Genomic DNA, 25,271 nt, shown 5'->3' with positions numbered 1-25,271 from the left:
TCAGATTTTCTATACTTAATTTAAATTGTTAGTAACTTAATAGCGTTAGAAGGACAAGTTTCAAGACATAATCCGCAATGCAGGCAGTTTTCCTGTCTAATAGAATATGGTGATAGTTTATCTATACATTGCTGAGGACAAACTTTTGCACATTTATCGCAGCCAATGCAGTTCTTATCGATGACATATTGTGAATGTACTTCCTTTTTCCCACCTAGTGTAAAAGTATCTCGATATATAGGTTTAGAAGAGAGATCAAAATATTCTCCTTGACCTTCATAAACTTGAAAAACCTCGAGAGCATAGCGAGTATTTGTAGGATATATATCTTTCATGTAGGGGTTTAGTTCAAAGATTTTATCTAAAAGATCCTGCCCAACATTTTTTATTTTCCCTCTAATGGATATAGCCTTTTTTGTAAGTGAATCTCCTCTTCCACCAGTCATACCAGTAATTGCAACAAATTTTTGTCTTTCAATCTGTCTATAGAATTCCTTACCCTTTGCAGTTATAAAATAAAGACTATCATCGTCTACCAGCATAATATCGATAATACGAACATGAGGCAGTCCATTTTCATCTACAGTTGCAAATGCAGTAGAGTGGATTTCTTTTTGTAGCATTTGAAGATATTTTTTTGTAGTCATAATATTTCTCCTATTTTTTCAAGAGCTCCATATTCCTTAAATATTAGCTTATTTTTAAATTAAACACCCCGGTATGATAGATCATAACCAGGGCACTTCATTATATTCTCGTGAAGGAACTAATCCTATTAAATTAAAGAGAATATTCTGCAGGGGGATTACCTGAGAAGTCAGCTATAACAGCCTTTGCATTATCAAGGTAAAACACTTCAAATATTGGATTATTTGAAGTTTGATACTGGCCTTTTACAATAGGGTTGTTCATGCATGCTTCTTTTACATCTACGTTGTTTTCAATTACAACCTTGCCATTCAAGCGAATCCATGCATATGCAGGACTGGAAACAGAAATTTCAACATATGGGTTTTCTTTAATATCCTTATAAACCTCTTTCGTGTTATTAGTGCAGAACCATAGCTTACCCTCTTGTTCAAAACAGAACATGAAAGGTCGGCACTTTGCCTTCCCATCGCGACCAACTGTAGCAAGATACTGCACAGGATTTTCTTGTAAAAACTTTACTACTTCATTCATAGTTAACATCTCTCCTAAATTAAATTGATTTTTGCCGGCTACAATCATATAATAAATGCTATAGTATGTGTTCGCAAGTATGCACCTTAAAGTGCTATAGGCACCTAAAAGTAACTAATGAGCGGTTTATAATTGAAAGAAAGAGGGGATAATTCATGAAGAAGGAATTGCCTGCCTGTCCTGTTGAAACAACTCTTTTACTCATAGGAGACAAGTGGAAAGTATTAATACTAAGAGACTTAATTGAAGGAACCAAGAGATTTGGAGAATTAAGAAAATCTATTGGCTCTATAAGTCAAAAGATGCTGACACAACAATTAAGAGAGATGGAAGAGGACGGTCTTGTAGATAGAAAGGTTTATGCCGAAGTTCCACCAAGAGTTGAATATTCTCTTACTGAGGACGGTTTTAGTCTTAAGCCTATATTGGATTCATTGTGGGCTTGGGGTGAGCAGTATAAGTGTAAGATTAACCAAGGATAATATATAAGTTGTTTTCTAGTCCATAATATAGTAAATAATAAGCCATGAAATGAGTTAGTAGTGAATTTTGAAGAGATATCTTTAAAGAATTTTGATTCACAGAAGTTGTTTAAAGAATACTATAAAGATACATAAACATATCATAGAATTTATCTCGGACAGATTGAAAAGGTATTGCAACGCAAATAACTGAACATGGAAGAAATTAAAGTAAATATTGAACTGTATTTTCCCTCAGACAGATAGTTTGGGGGAATTTTTGTGCGCATTTACATAGAACTATGGATATTGATTGATTAGCTGGTTGTATACACTTATTTACAGTAAAAAAGTGTGGAATTATCTCCTGATTATTGTATAAATATGCTTTGGTAAACACATTTTAAGATGAGTCAATAAGTATAAGTTAGGATTCTACTTAAGGCATTTGAAGAGTATTTAGATAGGAAAGATGATAGTCAATAATAAAAAAATTCAGGATATGTTAAGGATGTGAGTATCATTAGGTTATTATTTTTGAGGTTTACTTTTCTTAAACTTAACTACCCCTCACTTTAATTATAACATATAAAGAGTTCTAAATATAGACTGTTTGTTCTTGGGTGCTAGTGCTATAATTCAATAACATGATATGAGATTTATTATTTTATAATTCAAGGAATTTGAAGAATTTTCGGTTTAAATAAGGAGGTAAAAACATGAGTTCATATGTGCTTGGTTTTCAGGAAATTGATAAAACAAAAATCATGGTTGTCGGGGGAAAAGGCGCGAACCTGGGAGAACTTTCTAGGATTGAAGAAATACGCGTACCAGATGGCTTTTGTATTTCTACTGAAGCCTTTAAAAGAGTTATTGGAGAAAAGGCGTTGATTAATGAATTACTTGATCAGCTATCGCTTTTAAAGGTGGAAGACCGGGATAAAATAGGTGAACTTAGTGGTGAGATTCGCGGAATAATAGAAGGTATAGCCATACCAGAAGACATTGTTGAGGAGATCACCTCCATTCTTTCAAGGCTAGGAGAAAGAGCTGCATATGCGGTACGATCCAGTGCCACTGCAGAGGATTTACCTACAGCTTCCTTTGCCGGGCAGCAGGATACTTATTTAAATATTATTGGAAAAGAGGCAATACTAAAGCATATCAGTAAGTGCTGGGCATCTTTATTTACCGAAAGAGCAGTAATCTATCGTATTCAAAATGGCTTCGATCACCGTAAAGTCCACCTGTCTGTGGTTGTTCAGAAGATGGTATTTCCACAGGCTGCAGGGATTTTATTTACTGCTGATCCAGTCACTTTTAATAGGAAGGTGTTATCAATTGACGCCAGCTTCGGACTTGGTGAGGCTATGGTCTCAGGCTTGGTGAATGCAGATAACTATAAAGTACGGAACGGTAAGATTATTGATAAAAAGATATCCACTAAGAAGCTAGCTATCTATGCCTTAGAAGATGGCGGTACGAAAGAACAGCAGATTGAGAGTGAGTTTCAGAATAGCCAGGCCTTAACGGATAAGCAAATTTTACAACTTGAGTACATTGGAAGAAAGATTGAAGAACATTTCGGTCACCCACAGGATATAGAATGGTGTTTGACTGATGACACATTTTATATAGTGCAGAGTCGTCCAATCACAACTTTATACCCAATCCCACAAGTAAATGATAGAGAAAATCACGTTTATTTATCTGTAGGTCATCAACAAATGATGACTGATCCCTTAAAACCATTAGGGATGTCCTTAATGGAGTTAATATCTTTTGGACACAGGTTTAAAGCTGGTGGAAGGTTGTTTGTTGATGTGGCGCAAATGCTAGCTTCACCAGACAGTAGAAAGATGTTATTAAAGAACATGGAGCAACACGATCCACTCACAAAAGATGCAATTATGACCATAATAGAGAGAGATTTTATAAAATGCTTACCAAAGGATAAAGAGGAGCAGAGTGATAGTAAAAGCAATAAAGGTGTATCGCCTGCTAATTCAGAGGCGCAAATGGAAAGTGACTCCTCAATCGTTTCTGATTTAATTAACAAAAGTCAAATATCCATAAAAGAGTTAAAACGAAATATCCAAAGGAAATCAGGAACAGATTTATTTGATTTTATTATGGAAGATATCAAAGAGTTAAAGAAGATTTTATTTAATCCACAAAGTTCTGCTGTATTTATGGCTGCTATAAATGCTTCAGCATGGGTCAATGAAAAGATGAGTGAATGGCTAGGTGAAAAAAATGTAGCAGACATACTTTCTCAATCTGTACCAAACAATATTACTTCGGAAATGGGTCTGGAATTAATGGATTTGGCAGACGTGATTCGTCCCTATCCAGAACTAATAGATTATTTACAACATGTAAAAGATGATGACTTCTTAGAGAAACTGGTTAAGTTTGATGGTGGGCAAAAAGCCGAAGAAGCTATTTACTCTTATCTCGACAAATACGGAATGAGATGTGCTGGTGAGATTGATATTACTAAAACCCGTTGGAGCGAAAGACCAACTATACTTATCCCAATGATTCTAAGCAACATTAAAAACTTTGAGCCTAACGCAGCTAATCAAAAATTTGAGCAAGGGCGACAGGAAGCTTTGAAAAAAGAACAAGAGCTATTGGATCGATTAAAAGAGTTACCAGATGGTGAACAAAAGGCCAAAGAGACAAAACGAAAGATAGACTTAATACGAAATTTCATTGGCTATCGTGAGTATCCAAAATACGGCATGGTTAGTCGCTACTTTGTTTATAAGCAGGCTTTACTTAAAGAAGCGAAGCAACTGGTGCAAATAGGCGTAATGCATGATAAAGAAGATATATACTATCTAACTCTTGAAGAATTTGGCGATGTGGTACGCACGCATAAACTTGATTACAAGATCGTTATAGAGCGAAAAGATGAGTATAAACTATATGAAAAACTAACGCCACCACGTGTTATGACATCTGAAGGTGAAATCTTTGCAGGGAAGTACAAACGAGAAAAGCTTCCAGAGGACGCCATTGTCGGCCTACCTGTTTCTTCAGGAATTATAGAGGGGCGAGCACGTGTCATCTTAAACATAGAAGATGCTGATTTAGAAGCTGGAGATATATTAGTCACCTCCTTTACGGATCCTAGCTGGACACCATTGTTTGTATCTATAAAAGGACTAGTTACAGAAGTTGGTGGACTTATGACCCATGGAGCAGTTATCGCTCGTGAATATGGCTTGCCAGCAGTTGTAAGTGTAGAAAATGCTACCAAACTGATAAAAGATGGGCAGAGAATTCGTGTACATGGAACAGAAGGGTATGTAGAAATCTTATAATATGGAAGATGATATCTTTCTATTACAATACAGATACAGAAATCAAGAAAGCACATTGATAATCTTATCAGTGTGCTTTTTTGCGCATATGCCTTTCGTAATGTATATGAGGAAAATCTGGCAGGCGACATAATTTCTGTTTTTTATTCTTTCCATTATATCTGCATTTAAGCCATCTACATTTATTTATCGGCAACTTTATCGTTGATATTTTTTTCTGAAAAATGAAAAAGCATTATGAAGCCTCATGATTAGTCGAAACTGAGGATTTGCAATCTTCATCTTGTGGTTCTGAAATAGAAGTGCTCCACTCTCCAGGATTGCTATTGTCTGGTATACGATGGTTCATGATGTCTAGATACCAGGTTACTTTATTCTCAATATATTTATATCTTTCGTTCATTTCTTTTAACTGTTCTTCTACTTTCTTTTTTTGCTCTAAAATAATTTCATATCTTATTTCTATTGTGGATTCACCCTTGAGACATAAATCTACATAATCCTTTACTGCTTGTATGGACATACCTGATCCTCTAAGATTTTTTATGCCGATTAGCCAGTTTTTAGATTGCTCATCAAAAAGTCTGTTTCCATTCTTATCCCGTTTTAAAGAAGGTACGAGTCCCATATCTGTATAATATCTTACGGTATGTTCGGTCATATCAAGGAGTTTTGCTATCTCTTTTACTGTATACATATTTACCTCGTTTCCATCGTCAAAGACGAGATATATTTTTTTATTAAATTCTTGACTTCGAGTTACACGAATGGTATACACTAACTTTAACACAGCAAGCTAAATTGTGTAAAGATAGTTCTGCCTAATCATATACAAAGAGCAGGATGAAATTGGAGTAAAGGAGAAATTAATATGGAATTTGTAGAATTAAACAATGGTGTTAAGATGCCAATCCTAGGGTATGGAGTGTTTCAAATCGCTGATCAGGAAGAATGTGAAAGATGTGTACTTGATGCGATAGAGGTAGGTTATCGATTAATTGATACTGCTCAAGCTTACGGAAATGAAGAAGCAGTAGGAAGAGCTATTAAAAAATGTGGTATTCCAAGAGAGGAATTATTCATAACTACAAAGGTATGGATTTCCAATGCTGGATATGAAAAGGCAAAGCAATCTATTGAAGAATCTTTAGAAAGACTTCAACTTGATTATTTAGATTTACTATTAATCCATCAGCCATTTGGTGATTATTATGGAACTTATCGTGCAATGGAAGAACTATATAAAGAAGGAAAACTTAAAGCAATTGGTGTAAGTAACTTCTATCCAGATAGATTAATTGACCTAATTAAGTTCAATGAAGTTGTTCCAGCAGTAAATCAGGTTGAAACACATGTGTTCAATCAACAAGCAAATGCCAATGAAATAATGAAGAAATATGGAGTACAAATTGAATCATGGGGACCTTTTGCTGAGGGAAAAAACAACCTATTTACTGATGAAACTTTGAAGGCAGTTGGAGATAAATATAATAAATCAAATGCTCAAGTAGCATTAAGATATCTTATTCAAAGTGGAGTAGTAGTAATTCCTAAATCTGTTCATAAGGAAAGAATGATTCAGAATATTGACGTATTTGATTTTGAGCTAGCAAAAGAAGATATGGATTTAATTGCTGATTTAGATAAAGGAGAAAGTTTATTCTTCTCACATTATAATCCACAAACAGTTGAATATTTAACAAGTTTAGCAAGGTAAGATTAATCGTTAATACGCATTATTATAAAAAGAACTATCTAAAAGACAGATAGTTCTTTTTTGCTTAAAAAATGAAATAATCTATGACATGTAAAAAAATAAAATAAAAAGTAATAAATAATCCTTTAACTTTATTAATGAAGGCATATATATTAAGTGAAAGGGATATTAAAACAATCAAAGACTATAAGCTATCTTCAAAATTCTTCTGAGTTATGAGAGGGAATTTTAGAATGAAGTAGTACGATCAATATGCAAAAATAAAAGGTTAAGGAGAATGAGATATATGAGAGAAAGAAAATATGTAAAATTCAGAGTTGATATGTATGAGGATACTAAGTTTAAGATAATAGATATGAAACCAGAAAGAGATGTTATTCATTATATATGGAATAGAATGATGTTGCTTGCTGGTAAGGTCAACTTAGAAGGGGAGCTGTTCTTCTCAAAGAATATTCCATATACAATAGAGACTTTCACAATAGAATTTAATAGAGATGTAGCTCAAATTAAGCTTGCATTAGAAGTATTTATTGAACTAGAGATGGTTGAGTTAACCGAGGAAAAGGTATATAGGGTAAAAAATTTTGCTAAGCACCAAAACATTAAACCTAAGAAAAAAGAAACACCTAAAAATGAAGCTGCTGTAGCAGAGCAGAATGATGTAAATGCAAATAACTATTTTTCTGATAAAGTGATAAATAATAAAGATGAGAATTCCCTTGAACAATCAAATGTGAATAAGGAAAGAAGTGGATATGCAGTGGACAAGCATAAAACCACGGAGAATTCTAAAGAGAATGAAGAGGTAACAATGGGACAGAGAAATGCAGAAGTTTTAAAAGATAAGGGAAATGAATTAATTATAGCTGGCAATAGCGAAGAAGATAAAAATAGTGAAGATAATATAATGGAATACAAAGTTAAAGTATTTGAAAGTAAAAAGAGAACAAGAAGTGGCAGAAAGAAGAAAAATAGTACTTCCAATAATGAAGCTATTGGGGAAATCAGTGAAGAGAATGGAGATACAGCTGATACAAGCTGCTTTATGGAAGGAGTAAGACCGTTAGAAAAAGGTGAAATAAGTATTGCCGAATTTTCCTTTGGATAATAGAGATAGTTTTATGATTAAATAATTATTTAATCATAAAATTAAAACTTTATAATTGAAACTTTATAGAATCAATAAGAATTTGATGTAAAAGTAAAATTATACGATGAGACGGAAGTGTCAGTATGGCAAAAGTATTATTTTTAGGTATACCATCACACAGCCATGTGAATCCAACAATAGGATTGGTAAGTGAACTTATAAAACACAGAATTATTTAGGTTGTTGATTAGCTTTAAATTAATTATTAACAAATCTATTGAGATTTTGTAAAGATAATAATATAATATTTGTATAATAACAACATTAATGAAATATATAGTCAAACATATCAGAGTTTAAATAGAAAAAATATCGTAATAAATAGTCAATTCTAACAAAATAGTATAGTAATCTTAATATCTATCTTTCTCAATGAATTAAAAGACTTCTATTAATCTTGAATTTTCTAAATTTATAAATGCAAAAATTATGATTATTTACAATAATATAATATGCTTTAAAATGTTTAAAACAAATCTATAAATTTCGTTTCCATATATTAATTCTAAAGAATTTTCATTCAGTATATTACGACACATTAGGTAAAACTTATTAATCTCAATAAGTCTAAATTAAAATCATTTAACGATAAATAGGATGTATGCTTGGATATTAGAGTAAGTTGCAAGAAGTAATAATTAAAGAGGGGAGGAATGAGAGGAAAACAGTGTTAAATAATATATCGATTTCAGCTCTTACTATAAGCTAATATCTTAACTAGTCTTTTAGTGTTTTTTTACACAATTCAAGTATTGATATCCATAATATGGCCTCTAACTCCAAGTATGCTCTTAAAGTATAAAGTTTGACATCTAATGTTCCTTACATTAATTCATAAATATAAAATAAATTGAAATAAGTTTGGAAAGGTGTGTAATAAATGTTTAAAAAGATATTTCTATGCTTGGTTATAATTTTTGCAATTTGTTTGCCGGACTTAAGGGTAAAGGCTTCGGCAGCTACTTTTACTAATCCGATAGGAGGTGGAGCGGATCCTTGGGTTATTTCAGCTGGTGGATCCTATTATTATGTTCAATCAAATGGTGTTAATACTATAACTATTAGAAAATCCTCAACGCTTCAAGACATAACTAGTGGAACAGCAACAACAGTATGGACAGCTCCAGCAGGAACTCCATATTCAAGTGAAACCTGGGCACCGGAATTACATTATGTAAGAGGCAGATGGTATATATATTTTGCTGCTGATAACGGAGCAAACGAGAATCATAGAATGTATTGCTTAGAAGGTGGTACAGATGCTAATAACCCATTAAATGGGGCTTTCAACTTTAAAGGAAAGGTTGCAGCTGCTACAGATAGATGGGCTATAGATGGTACTGTTTTAGATTACAACAACCAACTATACTTTATATGGTCTGGTTGGGAAGGTACTTCAAATGTAGCACAAAACTTATATATAGCTAAGATGAGTAATCCATATACTATATCAGGAGACAGAGTACTAATATCTACACCTGATCAAAGCTGGGAAAGGAATGGAACACCATATATTAATGAAGGACCAGAAGTAATTGTAAGTGGATCAACAGTAAATATTATTTATTCTGCAAGCGGAAGCTGGACAGATGATTATTGCTTAGGAAGGCTAACCTGTACAAATGGAGATTTAATGAATAGATCTGCTTATTCAAAGGTTGGTCCTGTATTTTCTAAGTTTGGAGATGTATATGGCCCAGGACATGCTAGTTTTGTAAAATCACCTGATGGAGTACAAAACTGGATTGTATATCATGCTGCAGTATCACAGGGGTTAGGCTGGACAAGAAATATAAGAATGCAGCAATTTACAATGCTAAGTAACGGAACTCCAATGTTCGGTGTACCAGTACAACCTAATGTTCCGCTTCAAGTACCATCTACTGGAAACAGTATGCCACTAGTAAATAACGGGATATATACACTTACAGCACTATGCAGTAATCTTAATTTAGATGTATCTGGTGGGAAAAATGCTGATGGCACTAAGCTTCAACAATATCAAAGTAATGGGACTGCAGCACAACAATTTAGATTTGTAGATTGCGGTGGTGGGTACTACAAGATAGTGCCAATGTGTGCTCCTAATATGTGTGTTGATAATCCGTATGGATCAACAGCACTTGGTGGTGCCGTTGCATATCAGATATGTACTGATAATGGCCAAGATGCACAAAGATTTAGAATTGAAGACATGGGAAATGGAGTATATAAAATAGTTAATAAGGCTAGTAATCTTCCTCTAGATGTTGCAGGAGCATCAACACAAAGTGGTGCACAGATAGATCAGTGGCAGGACAACGGAAATAATGCTCAGAGATGGAGATTAACCCGTGTAGGTTAAGAGTTATCATATTATAAAATTATGAGTGCTGTATTAGTGATAAAAAATTACTAATACAACACTCTATTTATTTTCACTAAAATTATATTTAAAGCTAAGATTTGTTATAGAGTTCCTAGCTCAACTATTAATTTATATATGACCTAAAGTCCCTCAAGCCGCTATTTTGGAACATGAATAACTTAAGTTTTCGTAATGGAACCCTATACTACATAACCTTATAGAATTTTAGCAAAACATTCTCAGGTAATCTGGTTGCATAGCATACAAAGATACAATCCATCATCCATTTATATCCATCATCATAGGTTTCAAAAGTGGGAATTGTACGGAAATAATAGACGCTAGGATCAACAAACTTTCCTGATTTAACATCTTCAACATATTCAATTGGCACTGTACGAACTCCATTATTCTCAATGTAGATCGAAGCGCCATCTTCTAGCTTTATGGCGTATCTTGCTGAAAGATCACACTTCCCATCTGGTCGAATGATTTGACTGTCTATTCCACCAGGCAGAACTTCTCCATTAAAGCCATCACCAATTACCTTTCCGGATAAAATCGGAATTAGCTGGCGTCTTCCAACTATATCGTCTTGTCCAACAACTATAGGTTTATCTACTACAATTTCAATGCTAAATATTTCTTTAAGTTCTGATTCTTTAATATTACCTGTGTTCATATAAGGCTTCAATCCTTTCTGTAAATAAATTGAAACTAATTATTAAATAGTCATATGGTTATAAAGAATGTTCTTTAACGTGATTTTTTGAAGCAAAAACTATACAGAATTTGTTTGTAAGAGATATTGAATGATAATGCTCCATGATACTGAACATCAATTATATTGTAGCATATTTAATATGAGTAATTTCCACTTATTTCGTAAATTATATAATTATAAGTCTGTTGATAGAGTGGTGATAATAGTGGTAAAAAAAGCAGGATCTTTAAATAAGATCCTATCTTATATTTCATATAAAGATAAAAAACAAGTTAAGAAGTTCTACATACCTACTGTTGATGAGTTAAGAGACGGCAAAGGTAACAATTCCAATACAAGTAATAATACTAACATAAAAGCTAATGACCCGTCTTCTAATATAGCTGGTAATGGAGGAAAACAAAAAGACAACGATGGGACGATAACAACTTCAATTGAAGACAATATTAAATTAATCAATTCAAAATTTAATGCTCCAGTAAATAAAGATATCATTATTCGAAGATTTCTAATAGCAGGTAAATATAATGCGTTTATTGCTTATCTTGATGGTATGGTAAATGAACAAATAATTAATGATTTTATATTAAGGCCTTTGCTAAATATTAAAGAATTTCAACAAAAAGAACAGCAATGTCAATTAGATTACATTTTTGACAGTATACTTGAAGCAAATAAAACTCAAAAGTTAAATAAAGTTAAGGAGGTAATTAATGAGATACTTTTAGGAAATACGGTACTTTATATTAATGGATGTAATTTCTATGTGACTAATGAAACAAAAGGGTTTCCAGCTAGAGGGGTTGAGAAGCCAGCTATTGAGGAAACTGTAACAGGTGCACAAGAAGCTTTTAATGAGAGTTTAAGAGTTAATATATCTTTAGTAAGAAAAATTATTAAGAATGAGAACTTGACTACAGAACTTTTAAGTATTGGGGAAAGAAATAAAAACCAGTGTGCCATTATGTATCTGAATGGACTTGTAAATCCAGCAATTGTTGATGAGGTAAAAAGAAGAATAGCCAGTATTGAAACTGATTATAATGCAGGGGATGGAATGTTAGAACAGTTTATTGAAGATAATACTTTTTCCATTATTCCAACGATGCTTACAACTGAAAGGCCGGATAGAACTGCATCACATATAGCAGAAGGGCGAGTTGCAATTATTTGTGAGGGGACTCCATTTGCAAAAGTAGTACCAATAAATTTTGTGTCACTTCTTCATAGTCCGGAAGATGCATTTATGAGATTCCCTTATGGAACAATTTTAAGATTTGTAAGGTTAATTGGTATGTTTATAGCAACATTACTGCCTAGTATATATGTGGCTATGACAAATTTTCACCAAGAAATGATACCAACAGACTTATTGATTGCTATAGTTAAGGCTAAAGAAAATGTCCCCTTTCCTACAATAGTAGAAGTGGTGTTGATGGAATTTTCTTTTGAGCTTATTAGAGAAGCGGGAATTAGGATACCAGGAATAATCGGTAACACTTTGGGGATAATTGGAGCTTTGATTTTAGGTCAGGCGGCAGTACAAGCAAATATTGTAAGTCCAGTACTTATTATAATTGTTGCCATAACTGGTCTTGGTAATTTTGCTATACCAAGCTTCAGTTTAGGGCTGGCCATAAGATTGATAAGGTTTGGATTTATTGCTTCGGGAGCTTTACTTGGATTCTATGGGATAACCTGTTTTATGATGTTAATAGGGATATATTTAGTTAGTATTAAATCCTTTGGTATACCAATATTTGCACCTGTGTTACCAAGAACCTCTAAAAGTAAGGACTATATTGTAAGATATCCTATATGGGAACAGGAAAAGAGGATAGACAGCATTAACCCTTTAGATACTACTAGACAGCCAAAGATCTCTAGAAAATGGACTGTGGAAGCTCCGAACTATAACTATGATAGGGGGGAATCTGATGATAAAGGAAGGTAAATTTGGAATAAGGGAATCAGTGACTCTTACTACTGTAGTTTTAACTTCTAAGGTTTTTTACACTAGCATAAGTGTATTATTTAAAGAAGCAAGTACAGCTGCATGGTATACAACATTGATTTCATGCTTGGTTAGTATGATATTGTTCACTATTGTTTGTTTACTAATGAAGAGATATCCAAATAAGAATCTTGTTCAAATATTTGATATAGTTACAGGAAAGTTCATTGGTAAAATTCTATCACTTATATTTTGTGCTTACTTCATTTTTTATTCAGGTGCAACTATAAGAGAGTTTGTAGAAATGGTAATATCCTATGTTTTGCCAAATACTCAGCCCAGCGTGATTATAACAGTGCTTTTATTAATTGTTGTTGCATATGCCTATGTTGGTATAGAAGGAATTGCAAGAATGTCATATGTAGGATTTTTCTGTATGATTATAGGCTTAATAACAATACTTATATTACCATATAAATTTTACGATATAAACAATCTTATTCCAATAGGGGGATACGGAGTAAAAAAGACGTTTACTGTAGGACTTTGGAGGTCATCAGCATATAGTGAAGTGATTTTTCTTGCATTTTTAGCTAATTGTCTTTATGGAACTGAGCATTTAAAAAAAGTAGGCTTAATAAGCTTAATGTTATCGGGAATTATTATAAGTATGGGTACTGTATGCTCATTAATGGCATTCGAATATTCACAAGGAGGAGAAAATCTGTCATCACTCTTTCAGCTTTCAAGAATAATTTTTATAAGCAGATTTATTCAAAGAATAGAAAGTATATTTATATTTATTTGGGTAATTGCTTCTATAATCAATGTTTCAGTGACGTTTTATGTAGCTATAAGTATCTTTTGTAAGGCATTTAATGTTCCTAATCACAGGCCTTGTTTATTTTCTTTTGCATACTTTACTTTTATGGTCACACTGATACCGAAGAATATAAGTGAAGCTTCTGAGATTTATATTAAATCTATTAGACAATACAGTCTTTTAATTACTTACTTTATACCAATATTAGTGTTATTGATTTCCGTAGTTCGCGGTAATAAAGGAGGTAAGCTTACAAATGAAGAGACTTAGTACAGTTGTAGTAGTAATTTTTTTTAGTTGTTTATCTCTATTAGGTTGTACAAAAGATAGTAGGGAAATAGATAATCAGGTATATTCACTGGTAATTGGGTGTGATAAAGGTATTTGTAATAAGATGAGAGTTACTGTTCAGTTCCCGGTGTATAAGACAGCTAGTAATGGTAACTCTGGAAATGATAAAAACAGCAATGGTTCTTCACAAGGTGTATCTAATAACGGTAATACATTATTTGAGACTGTAGAAGCTCCATCGGTTCTAGAGGCGCTAAACCTCTTAGGTAGCGCGACAACCAGAAGAATATCTCTTGTACATACTAAAACTATAATTATTTCTGAAGCAGTAGCAAAAGAAGGGGTTGAAGATTATTTAGCACCAATTTCAAGATTTAGAGAAACAAGAAGAATAATGCAGGTTGTCATATGCAGAGGAAGCGCCGAAGAATTTATTAAAAACAACAACACATTGATAGGTGAAAGTACAGCAAAAGCCATGGAACTCGCATCTACTCAAGCAAACTATTCAGGCTACTTTCCAGAGCAAACGTTTCAGGAGTTTTACACTGGTGTAATTTCTCCGTATAAACAATCCTATGCTGTTTATGCTGGCCTAAATGAATTTAAGAAATTACAACCGTTGGATAAAAGTGGTTCGTTGCCTTTAGATTCTAATGAAATATTTTCATCTATGCTAAAAACTCAATACAATAGGCCACCGGGAGAAATGCCTAGAAGTGGAAATAGAAAGATAGAATTTATGGGAGTGGCAATTTTTAATGGAAGTAAGATGGTTGGGACTTTAAATGCCTATGAAACTAGATACTTACTTATGGTATCGGGGAAGTTTCAAAGAGGCTTTTTTACATTGGAGGATGAACAAAGTAAGGGAGAGGCTATTGTAGTTGATATGCGCTTAGGCCGGAGACCAAAAATCTCTACGCATTTTGCAGATGGTATTCCCATAATTAATGTAAAGCTGAATATTGAAGCAGATATAGGAGCTATTCAAAGCAGAATACCTTATGAAGATTTAGATAAGATTGAAGAATTAAATCAAACAATAGAGCAACTTATACAGAGAGGAGTTTCAGATGTAATAAGGAAAACTCAGCAAGAATACAATACTGACGTCTTCGGATTTGGGAAAAAGGTCGCTAGAAGTTTTTTTACTGTTACAGAATTTGAAGAATATAATTGGTTGAAACATTATAAAGATGCAAAAATAAATGTTGAAGTTGATGCTAATGTGAGAAGAACGGGAATAATGTTTAAGTCCTCACCTATAAGAAATAACGAAGACACAATAACATCAGAAGGAGATTAAAATGAGAATTTTACTTTTTTTATTTATGTTAGCAAGTTGTTTTTATACATGCACATACGGTATAAACTTGATAAAAGAGCATAATAATATGCTTGGAGGAATTGGCATTTTAGTTCTAGCAATACTAGGAACTTTTATTCCTGGATTTGTATTGTTTAGTACATAAAACTTTAAAACAACAAGACACACCGGTACTATAGTTGGTATCGGTATTTTTTTGAAATGTTTTATATGAGGCTATTAGTGTAATTACTTAAAATTGTGTACAGCAAAACATTGAACATATAAAAAAAGCACAGCATATCCAAAAAAAGTACCGTTGTAAATGTTTAAGCAGATACCTATAATTTATATGAATAATGGAACATTATGACATATTTGCAATATTTATCACAGTTAAGCTTCAAGATAATTAATAAAATATCTAGCACTAATCAGATCTAATCCTATCAGTAAAGTGTTTATAATAGAGACTCTTTTATTAAAGAATTTAAAATAATAATGCTCGAAGTTCATTTAATATGAATGAAAGCTATAAAAAGTATAATGAAAAATTTCAAAAACTATCTTTAATAATTGTGAACTGTATAAAACTGTGCTGATAAAATCATGTCATAAATATTTAATCAAGGAGGGATGAAAAGATTTCTATAAGTTGTAATCGTTTATAACTCTAAGTTCGGAATTATTAATAATCTTACTTTAGGGGGGAAAGTATGACGAAATTATCAGAAAAAGATAATAAACAAGCCTTAAACATGAGAACTAAATGGTTAATAGGGATTGTTGTAGTGATACTTATAATACTGGGAGGCATAGGAGTTAACTATGGAATCACTGGTGGAAAGAAGGATACCGATAGTTCAACCAGTGTTACAGTAAAAAGTGTCGTTGATTCAGAAAATCTAAATGTTCAAAAAGGGGCTAAGCTTAACGAAATAATAGAGCTTCTCCCTAAAAAAATAAATGTAGTTATGTCAGATGGAACAAAAAGTACAGTAGATGTAGTATGGGATACTACTAATTATGTATCTATAAAGGAACCTAAAGAAGGATACACCTTTACAGGGACTGTAAAAGGAACTAAGTTAACTACAAAAATAACTGTTTATGTAGAGAGCGATAGCTCAAAGATAAAGTCCATAAAGGAATTATCAGTTATAGAAGTTAAGAATGGTACAAAGCTAGAGGATGTACCATTACCTCAATCCGTAAGTGCAGTAACTGAAGGTGACAAGGCTTTGGATGTTAAGGTAACTTGGGACACTTCTTCTTACAACGGAAATGTGGACAAAGAAACAATCTTTGAATTAAAGGGGACTATTAGTGGCTATGATGGTCAGATATCTATAAAAGTAAAGGTTGGAAGTCCTTTCGTAGTATCAGCTATAGATCCAGCTTCATTAAATGTAAGCAATGGAACTTCCTTAAATGATTTAAAGGCAAGTTTACCTAAAACTGTTAAAGTAAATCTATCAAATGGTACTACCAGTACCTTGAAGGTTACGTGGCAAACTAACGGATATAACGGAAATGTTTCAAAAGAGACCACTTATACTTTAAAAGGAAGCATTGATGGTCAAAGTGACATATCCACTAAGATAAATGTAAAGGTTGGAAGTCTTTATGTAACTTCAATAACAGAACCAAAGATGATAGCTGTAGATAATGGAACTACATTAGACGCAGTTAAGAAACTACTTCCTAAGACAGTAGAAGTAAAATGGTCAAACGGAAGTAAAAATGATGCAAAGGTTACTTGGGATACCTCAAGCTATAATGGAAACACAGCTTCAGAAAAAACATTTACCTTCACAGGAACTGTTGAAGGAATCACTAAGACTACTGTTTTAGGTGTAAAGGTAGGAAATCCAACAGTGGTTTCCGTAAACAATCCAGCTGCAGTATCCATAGAAAATGGAACTTCAGCAAAAGATCTATTAGAAATGCTACCAAAGACAGTTACAGTTAATATGTCAAATGGTGCTGTTTCATCTGCCAAAGTAACTTGGGTTGTAGAAAAATACAATTCTAATAATACTAAAGCAGAGACTTATACCTTTAAAGGGACGCTAGAACAAGGTAATATTAATGCAGATATAACTGTATATGTGGCTGCAAAGAACGAAGCTATAACAATAGTATCAGTTATTAATCCAGCATCAATAAATGTTTCTAATGGAACATCCCTATCAGATTTACCATTACCAAATACAGTAAGTGTAAATCTGTCAAATAAAACTATAGCACCGGCTAAGGTAACTTGGAATACTTCAGGATATAATGGAAATGTTTCAGGGGTTCAATCTTATACTTTTGAAGGAACAGTTGAGGGGACTAGTATAAGGGCAAGCATAACTATAAATGTTGGTGCACCTTATGTGGTTTCTATTAAAGCACCAGCCTCAATATATGTGGATAATGGTACTTTACTTCAAAACTTATCTCTTCCTCAAACAGTTGAAATTACCTTATCAAATGGATTGAATGCTAGTGCTAAAGTTACATGGGACAGTTCAAGCTATAATGGAAATGTTTCAAAAGCAACTCAGTTTGTATTTAAGGGAGCAGTAGAAGGAACAGATAAGACAACTTCTATAGAAGTTAATGTAGCAGCTCCAAAAGCTCCAGAGGATCCATGGTCCCTTGTATGGTCAGATGAATTTGATGGATCAGGCACTAATGTTGATACCAATGGGGTTAACTTAGATAAATGGGCATATCAAAACGGAACTGGTGCTGAATACGGCTTAGATGGATGGGGAAATAATGAACAGGAATACTATACAAAGGACAATATTAAAGTACAAGATGGTAATTTAGTTATACAAGCTAAGAATGATGGTAAGGGTGGAAAACCATATACTTCAGGAAGACTTTGGACAAATCCAACCTTTGATAAAACCTATGGAAAGTTTGAAGCAAGAATAAAGATGCCAAAGGGAGAAGGCTTATGGCCAGCCTTCTGGATGATGCCAAAGAACTCTGAATATGGAACGTGGGCATCTTCAGGAGAAATAGATATAATGGAAGCCAGAGGACGTCTTTTAGACCAAGTGGCAGGAACCCTACATTATGGTAAGACATGGCCTAATAATAAATCTACTGGAGATAATTACACTTTCCAAAGTGGACAGGACATAACAGGATATCACACTTACTCAATAGAATGGGAACCAGGCGAGATGAGATGGTATGTTGATGGAAACTTATATCAAACTACTAACAACTGGTTCAGTCAAGGAGAAAATCAACCAGATAAATATGCATATCCAGCACCGTTTGATAAAGATTTTTATATGATCCTAAACCTTGCAGTAGGTGGAAACTTTGACGGAGGAAAAACACCTGCAGCGTCAGATATTCCTGCTACTATGTCAGTTGACTATGTAAGAGTTTATGATTTAACTGGAAGACCATATAAGGCTCCAGTGGAACCAGTTGTGGAAAAAGATAATCTTCCAGATGGTTCTAAGACAGCAGTAAGTGGAAACTATGTTTATGATACAAATTACGAAAAAGGTTTCACTGATATAACTGGTGATTCTCAAAGTTTAGATAATATTAATTGGAACTTTGTACATCAAAGTCAATTTGGTGGAGCTGGTTCTATATCAGTAGATACTATAAATAGCAATAAGTATGCAAAAGTTGATATAACTAATGCTGGTACACAAGTTCACTCAATTCAAATGATACAAAAAGTAGCTTTAGCAACAGGAAGATATTACAAGTTAAGCTTTGATGCAAAAGCATCAGCTGCTAGAACTATGGCTGTAAAATTTGGTGGAGATGCAAGTCACAGCTGGCAGGTTTATTCTGATAATTTCAATGTAAATCTAAAGAGTGACATGCAAAGTTATGCATATACCTTCCAAATGCAAGCAAATACAGATCCTTTAGCTAGACTAGAGTTTAATATGGGACTTAATACAAACTCAGTTTGGATAGGAAATGTAAAACTAGAGGAAATTGATTCTCTAACTGATCAAGATGCACCTAAAGATCCGTTAAAGGATGGAAACCAAGTTTATAATGGAACCTTTGATCTTGGTTCAATAGACAGAAAGGAATACTGGCATCTTGAAAATGCTGAAGGAGTAGCAGTAGCATCCGTTGATGCAGATACAAGAGAGCTTAGAGTTGATATATCAAATGCAGGAAATAGTGCAGACTCTATAAAATTCCTTCAGAAGGGAATAAATTTACTTCCTACAGATAGATATAAGGTTACATTCAATGCTAGAGCATCTTCTGCTAGGCAGATTAAAGTAGCACTTATAAGTAAGGATGGTAAGACAAACTATTCTGGTGATCAAACAATTGACCTAACTAGCACAATGGCAGAAAAATCCTTTAATCTAACTAACACCATGGGAGAAAAATCCTTTGAGTTTACAATGCCAAAGGTTACTGATACAGAGGGACAGTTAGTATTTAAATTAGGTGGAAGTAATGAAACAGTTTACCTTGATAATATAAAGATGATTCGCTTAACTAATAACAATATTGGTGAGCTTTCATTAAATGATCAGTTCCCACTTAAAAATGGTGACTTCTCAAACGGTATGACAAAATGGACTGACTTTGTACAAGGTAGATATGACGGATGGGATAAGGTTACATCAGCTAAGGTGGAAAACGGTCAGTTAAAATATCTAGTTTCAAGTATAGGCAACAATCCATGGGATGTAATGCTAATGCAAAATGACTTCCAGCTATATAAAGGTAAAACTTATGTTGTGTCTTTAGATATAAGGTCAACTATGCCAAGAACTGTTGAGGTTGTGGTAGATGCTAATGGAAATAGATATTTATCTAAGAATGAAAGTATATCAACAACAACTAAAACATTAAATTACGAATTGACATTGGATTCAGACATGTTAGCTTCCTTCAAGCTATTATTAGGTAAAGTTGATGGAACAGTAAACAATGTTTCACATGAGGTTTATGTAGATAATGTAAGAGTAGAAGAAAAGGGAGCAAGAGAAAAAGCATTCCCACTTAAAAATGGATACTTTACAGATGGAACAGCCAATTGGAATGAATTTGTACAAGGCAGATATGATCAATGGGATAAAGAATCTAAATATTCTGTTGAAAATGGTGGTATGAAGTTCCATGTTTATAGTGCTGCTAACAATCCATGGGATGTAATGCTTTATCAAGAAGGATTAACTTTATCCAAAGGAAAGACTTATACCGTTTCCTTTAATGCTAGAGCTACTACTCCAAGATTAATAGAACTTACTACTGAAAACTCTAGTTATACTCGTTATTTAGACAAGATGGTTAAACTAGAAGACTACGTTCAGACTTATAGCTATGAATTTACTATAGACAAAGATGATGTAGCAGGGCTAAAGTTCTTATTAGGTAAGGTAGAAGGTCTTGGACAAATAGGTATTCATGATGTTTACATCGACAATGTAAGATTTGAAGTGAAAGGTGCCAAGGATGCAACAGGAGAATTAGCAGAAACCGCTGATAATATTCATCTTCCAGCTGCACCAGCTTTATCACCAGATGCTGATAGAAATGAACTTGGTCAAGATATAAAACTAACTTTTGGTGATAACTCTGCTTGGAGAAATGCTATAACAGCATTAACTATTGATGGAAAGGCTATAGATAGCAGTAAATATACAGTTGAGCCGGGAATAATAACCATAAAAGCAGACCAGTTTACAACAGAAAAGAATTACGACATTGTTGTAAAAGCTACTGGATTTGAAAGAGCTGAAGTTACTCAAGCTATCCAAGCTAAGAGTGAATGGACATTGTCTTGGGATGATGAATTTGATGGCTCAGGCACTAATGTTGATACTAATGGGGTTAACTTAGATAAATGGGCATATCAGAATGGAACCGGAGCTGAATATGGAATAGACGGCTGGGGAAATAACGAAAAAGAGTACTATCAAAAGGATAATATAAAAGTTGAGAATGGTAACTTAGTAATAGAAGCAAAACCGGAAGCTAAGAACGGAAAGACATATACTTCTGGAAGACTATGGACTAGTCCAACCTTTACTCAACAATATGGAAGATTTGAAGCTAGGATGAAGCTTCCTAAGGGTCAAGGTTTCTGGCCAGCCTTCTGGATGATGCCAAAGGATTCTGCTTATGGAACTTGGGCTTCTTCTGGAGAAGTAGATATTATGGAAGCTAGAGGTCGTGTTCCTGATAGTATAGCTGGTACACTCCACTATGGAAAGCCATGGCCAAATAATAAATCTACAGGAGCAACTTATAATTTCCCTACAGGTCAAGATATAACAGGGTTCCACACTTATTCAGTAGAATGGGAGCCAGGAGAAATCAGATGGTATGTAGATGGAAATCTATATCAAACTACTAACAATTGGTTTAGCCAAAGTGCAGGTCAGCCAGATAAGAATGCTTATCCAGCACCATTTAATAAACCATTTTATATAATCTTAAATCTAGCTGTAGGAGGAAACTTTGATGGAGGAGTTGAACCTTCAGCAAGTGATTTCCCTGCAAAGATGGAAGTAGATTATGTACGTGCTTATGACTTAACTGGAAGACAATATAAACAGCCAGTAGAGCCAATACTAGAAAAAGATACTTTACCAGCAGATGCAAAGCAACCAATAGACGGTAATTATGTTCATGATGTTAACTTCAGTCAGCCAATTACAGAAGTTACTACAGGAAGCTTAAATACTGAAAGCTGGAACTTCGTACACGTTCCAGATGCTGGCGGTGCAGGTACTGTATCAGTAGATACAATCAATAATGAAAGATTTGCTAAAGTTAATATAACAAATGTAGGTACACAAAACTATGCATTACAACTTATTCAAAATGTTGCCTTGGCTAAGGGAAGATACTATAAGTTAACTTTTGATGCTAAAGCTGCTGCGAGTAGGAATATCAGCGTAAAATTTGGTGGTGGATCAAACAGAGGTTGGAGTGCATATTCAGATAATTTTGACGTTGGACTTAAAGATTCTGTTCAAAGCTATGAGTATAGATTCCAAATGCAATCTGATACTGATACGTTAGCTAGAATGGAATTCAACCTGGGAACTAATAACGCTGCTGTATGGATAGGAAATGTAAAGGTTGAAGAAGTAGATGGACTTTATGATCAAAATGCAGCTAAAACACCATTAGATGATGGAAACCATGTATATAATGGAAGCTTTGAATTAGGTACCATGGAACGTATGGCTTTTTGGAACTTTAATGCTTCTGGTGCTATAGCACAAGCTTCTGTAAATCCAGATACTACAGAGTTTAAAGCTGCTATTGATAATGGAGGAACTTCTAGAAATGCAGTTAACTTAGTTCAAAAGGGCATTAACCTACTTCAAAGTGATTCTTATGAACTAACTTTTGATGGAAGAGCTGCTGTAGCTAGAGATATAGAAGTTAAACTGTTAAGTAAAGATGGAAGCACAGCTTATAAAACACAAATATTAAACTTAGGTACTGCTTCCTCAAAACAAACTATTGATTTCACAATGCCTCAAGGGGTAACTGATACTGAAGGTCAGCTTGTATTTAATCTAGGTGGTACAAATGTTGATGTTTATCTAGATAATATAAAACTAATCAGAACAACTAATAGCAATGTTGATTACACAGGTGTAGATTTATTCCCACTTAAGAATGGTGATTTTGCACTAGGTTTAAATGCATGGGAACCATTTACTCAAGGAGCTAATGCAAGTTTTGATGTAATAAACGGAGAGGCAAAAGTAGGTGTTCAAAGTTTAGGAACTGAAGCCTGGAATGTTATGCTTAATCAATCAAATATGAAATTAAGTAAGGGCTTTGAATATATAGTATCCTTTGATGCAAGATCTTCTGTTAATCGTGATATTGAAGCTACTCTTGAAAATAGCTCTTATACTAGAAGATTTGATTCAGGATTTATAGCTCTTACACCACAAACTAAGCATTTTGAATATAGTTTCAAGATGACTGTTGATGATGTATTAGCACTTAAATTTATCCTTGGAAAAACACCACAAGGGGCTGTAGGAGATGTATTCATAGATAATGTTGTGCTTCAAGTCAAAAATGCACCAGTGAAAAAACCACCTATGTTAGGGGCAGATTCAGCTAATAATAATGCAGGGCAGCCAATTGATATAATTTTTGGTCAAGATGATGCCTGGGTTAATGCAATAACCGCAGTTAAGGTAAATGATAAGGTTATTGAAAATAGTAAATATACTTTATCCTCAGGTAAGCTTACTTTAGCACCAGAATTATTTACTTCAGAGGGAAGCTACAATATTTCAGTGGAAGCTAATGGCTACGCAAATACCTCAGTTACTCAAAACATATTCCCAAGCAGTGGCAATCTAATATTGAATGGGGATATGTCGCTTGGAGATAAAAACTGGACCTTCTGGAACAATGCTGCTGATTGGTCAAGTTATACTATCGCAGATGGAGTAGCTGATATAAAGATTAATTATCATGGAGCTAAGGATGATGAGTGGGGTGTTCCATTTAGTTGGTCAACTCAATTTGTACAAAAAGGAATACAACTTTCTGCAAATAAAACTTATGAGCTTAGCTTTAAGGCATGGTCTACAGTTAATCGTCCAATCATTGCAGAAATGACAAACTATAGTGGAAGTCCTAAGGTTAACTTTAATATTACTTCAGATAAAGATGCGGTTTATAAATATACATTAAAACCAACTCAAGATACAAATATGAATTTAACTTATCTTCTAGGATATATTGAGGATGGAACTAATGTAACTCCTAGTGGAGAACATCATGTATTTATTGATGATGTATGTATAAAAGAAGTAAAAGTTACAGTAGATAAGACAGCTTTGGTTTCAAAGATAAATGAAGCACAAAGCAAGGTACAGGCAGATTATACTCAAGCATCCTGGCAGACACTACAAAATTCTTTATCAAATGCAGTTGCAGTGAATGCTAAAACTGATGCAACCCAAGCAGATGTAGACAATGCTGTATCAAGCTTAACAACAGCTATAAATGGGTTAGTAAAAAATTCAACGGTACCACCAGTTACAAGTACAAATATTGCATTAAACAAGACTGGAAAAGCATCCTCTGGAAATACTGCTTTTGCCTTTGATGGAAATAAGGGTACAAGATGGGAGTCTGAATTTAATGATAACCAATGGATTTCAGTATACTTAGGCGGAGTATATAGTTTAGACAAGGTTTTATTAAACTGGGAAGCTGCCTATGGTAAAGAGTATAAGATACAAGTTACTTCAGTTATGAATCCAACAGAAGCTGATTGGACAGATGTTTATACTGAAAGCAACAGTGATGGTAATATTGATGAAATCCCTATGAATAAGGTTGAGGCAAGATATGTGAGAATGCTTGGAATAAAGAGAGCATTGCCTTATGGATATTCACTATGGGAGTTTGAAGTATATGGTACTCAGGTAGGGAATTTAGATCCAGTACTTGCTACCCAAACTTTATATTTAACTTCTGGTGGAAAATTATCATTAAATCCAGGTACCAGTGAAGCTAAAGATATACTACCACAAGATCAAACGCATGTAGAATATACCATAGATAATTTAAACGGAAGCTACAACAAGAGTGGAAATACTTCTGCAGAACTATATCTTAATAGTTTAGCAGTAGGTGAGGGATTAAAGGGGGATATATCCTATGATTTTGATGGAGATGGTGTAGTAGATAGAGTTGAAAGTCTTGATATGATGCCGACTGATGGAGTAATTAGTAGTGGAAGTTATGAAAACTTCAAGAGAGCTTCGTCATTTGTTTCTGGCTCAGAGTACAAAGACTTTACCAATGGAAAAGTTAAAGTAAGTCTTTATGTATTATTTGGTGCAGGCAATGGAGAAGTGAAGGCTAATGCTCCAGCAAGTTCGTCTAATATTGTACTACCATATGATATAAAGTAGGCTATAGTTAAGTAAAGGTAAATAAGGGGTTGCATACAGATTGCTAGGTTCTGTATGCAAT

Annotated in this window: 14 protein-coding genes; 10 read left to right on the top strand and 4 right to left on the bottom strand. The window is 33.8% G+C overall.

Annotation, left to right across the window (positions count from 1 at the left end; translation table 11 throughout):
• Positions 1–20: 20 nt before the first annotated feature.
• Together bsdtw1_RS16220 and bsdtw1_RS16215 are read right to left on the bottom strand one after the other, a co-directional pair.
• Positions 21–647, bottom strand: coding sequence for a pyridoxamine 5'-phosphate oxidase family protein (locus bsdtw1_RS16220; RefSeq protein ID WP_183278600.1), 627 nt, complete (start codon positions 645–647; stop codon positions 21–23).
• A 133-nt stretch (positions 648–780) separates the two neighbouring features.
• A complete protein-coding gene (locus bsdtw1_RS16215; RefSeq protein ID WP_183278599.1) occupies positions 781–1,182 on the bottom strand; it encodes a pyridoxamine 5'-phosphate oxidase family protein in 402 nt (133 codons plus the stop codon).
• A gap of 155 nt (positions 1,183–1,337) precedes the next feature.
• On the opposite strand from bsdtw1_RS16215, the gene bsdtw1_RS16210 reads away from it, so the two are divergent.
• Positions 1,338–1,664, top strand: coding sequence for a winged helix-turn-helix transcriptional regulator (locus tag bsdtw1_RS16210; protein ID WP_183278598.1), 327 nt, complete (start codon positions 1,338–1,340; stop codon positions 1,662–1,664).
• 698 nt (positions 1,665–2,362) lie between these two features.
• Positions 2,363–4,975, top strand: coding sequence for a phosphoenolpyruvate synthase (gene ppsA, locus bsdtw1_RS16205; RefSeq protein ID WP_183278597.1), 2,613 nt, complete (start codon positions 2,363–2,365; stop codon positions 4,973–4,975).
• 235 nt (positions 4,976–5,210) lie between these two features.
• Here the strand turns inward: ppsA and bsdtw1_RS16200 are convergent, their stop codons facing one another.
• Positions 5,211–5,672 carry a MerR family transcriptional regulator gene (locus bsdtw1_RS16200; RefSeq protein ID WP_183278596.1) on the bottom strand — a complete coding sequence of 154 codons (462 nt, stop codon included), beginning with the start codon at positions 5,670–5,672 and terminating at the stop codon, positions 5,211–5,213.
• A gap of 174 nt (positions 5,673–5,846) precedes the next feature.
• Here bsdtw1_RS16200 and bsdtw1_RS16195 point away from each other — a divergent pair, with 174 nt between their 5' ends.
• The 3 genes from bsdtw1_RS16195 to bsdtw1_RS16185 all read left to right on the top strand — a co-directional run bounded on the left by bsdtw1_RS16195 (position 5,847) and on the right by bsdtw1_RS16185 (position 10,189).
• Positions 5,847–6,692 carry an aldo/keto reductase gene (locus bsdtw1_RS16195; RefSeq protein WP_183278595.1) on the top strand — a complete coding sequence of 282 codons (846 nt, stop codon included), beginning with the start codon at positions 5,847–5,849 and terminating at the stop codon, positions 6,690–6,692.
• A 286-nt stretch (positions 6,693–6,978) separates the two neighbouring features.
• Complete coding sequence (locus tag bsdtw1_RS16190; protein WP_183278594.1) at positions 6,979–7,803, top strand: phage replisome organizer N-terminal domain-containing protein; 825 nt, start codon at positions 6,979–6,981, stop codon at positions 7,801–7,803.
• A gap of 922 nt (positions 7,804–8,725) precedes the next feature.
• Positions 8,726–10,189 (top strand): family 43 glycosylhydrolase, encoded by a 1,464-nt coding sequence (locus bsdtw1_RS16185; RefSeq protein WP_183278593.1) that lies wholly within the window; start codon positions 8,726–8,728, stop codon positions 10,187–10,189.
• Positions 10,190–10,397: 208 nt separating this feature from the next.
• On the opposite strand, the gene bsdtw1_RS16180 is transcribed toward bsdtw1_RS16185, so the two are convergent.
• Positions 10,398–10,874: a DUF3237 domain-containing protein gene (locus bsdtw1_RS16180; protein WP_183278592.1), complete on the bottom strand. Its 477-nt coding sequence runs from the start codon at positions 10,872–10,874 to the stop codon at positions 10,398–10,400.
• 247 nt (positions 10,875–11,121) lie between these two features.
• On the opposite strand from bsdtw1_RS16180, the gene bsdtw1_RS16175 reads away from it, so the two are divergent.
• The 5 genes from bsdtw1_RS16175 to bsdtw1_RS16155 all read left to right on the top strand — a co-directional run bounded on the left by bsdtw1_RS16175 (position 11,122) and on the right by bsdtw1_RS16155 (position 25,210).
• On the top strand, positions 11,122–12,870 hold the full coding sequence (locus bsdtw1_RS16175) for a spore germination protein (RefSeq protein ID WP_183278591.1): 1,749 nt from the start codon (positions 11,122–11,124) through the stop codon (positions 12,868–12,870).
• Positions 12,854–13,963 carry a GerAB/ArcD/ProY family transporter gene (locus bsdtw1_RS16170; RefSeq protein WP_183278590.1) on the top strand — a complete coding sequence of 370 codons (1,110 nt, stop codon included), beginning with the start codon at positions 12,854–12,856 and terminating at the stop codon, positions 13,961–13,963. The genes bsdtw1_RS16175 and bsdtw1_RS16170 overlap by 17 nt, the downstream gene beginning before the upstream one ends.
• Positions 13,950–15,293, top strand: a complete 1,344-nt coding sequence (locus bsdtw1_RS16165) for a Ger(x)C family spore germination protein (RefSeq protein ID WP_183278589.1) — start codon at positions 13,950–13,952, stop codon at positions 15,291–15,293. Before bsdtw1_RS16170 ends, bsdtw1_RS16165 begins: the two co-directional genes overlap by 14 nt.
• 1 nt (position 15,294) lies before the next feature.
• A complete protein-coding gene (locus bsdtw1_RS16160; protein WP_183278588.1) occupies positions 15,295–15,459 on the top strand; it encodes a hypothetical protein in 165 nt (54 codons plus the stop codon).
• Between the two features lie 550 nt (positions 15,460–16,009).
• A complete protein-coding gene (locus bsdtw1_RS16155) occupies positions 16,010–25,210 on the top strand; it encodes a carbohydrate binding domain-containing protein (RefSeq protein WP_183278587.1) in 9,201 nt (3,066 codons plus the stop codon).
• Positions 25,211–25,271 lie beyond the last annotated feature (61 nt).

The sequence above is a fragment of the Clostridium fungisolvens genome, assembly GCF_014193895.1.
Classification (GTDB): Bacteria; Bacillota; Clostridia; order Clostridiales; family Clostridiaceae; genus Clostridium_AR; species Clostridium_AR fungisolvens.
Note: the sequence above shows the minus strand (reverse complement) of the source record. Positions and strands in the feature narration are given on the sequence as shown.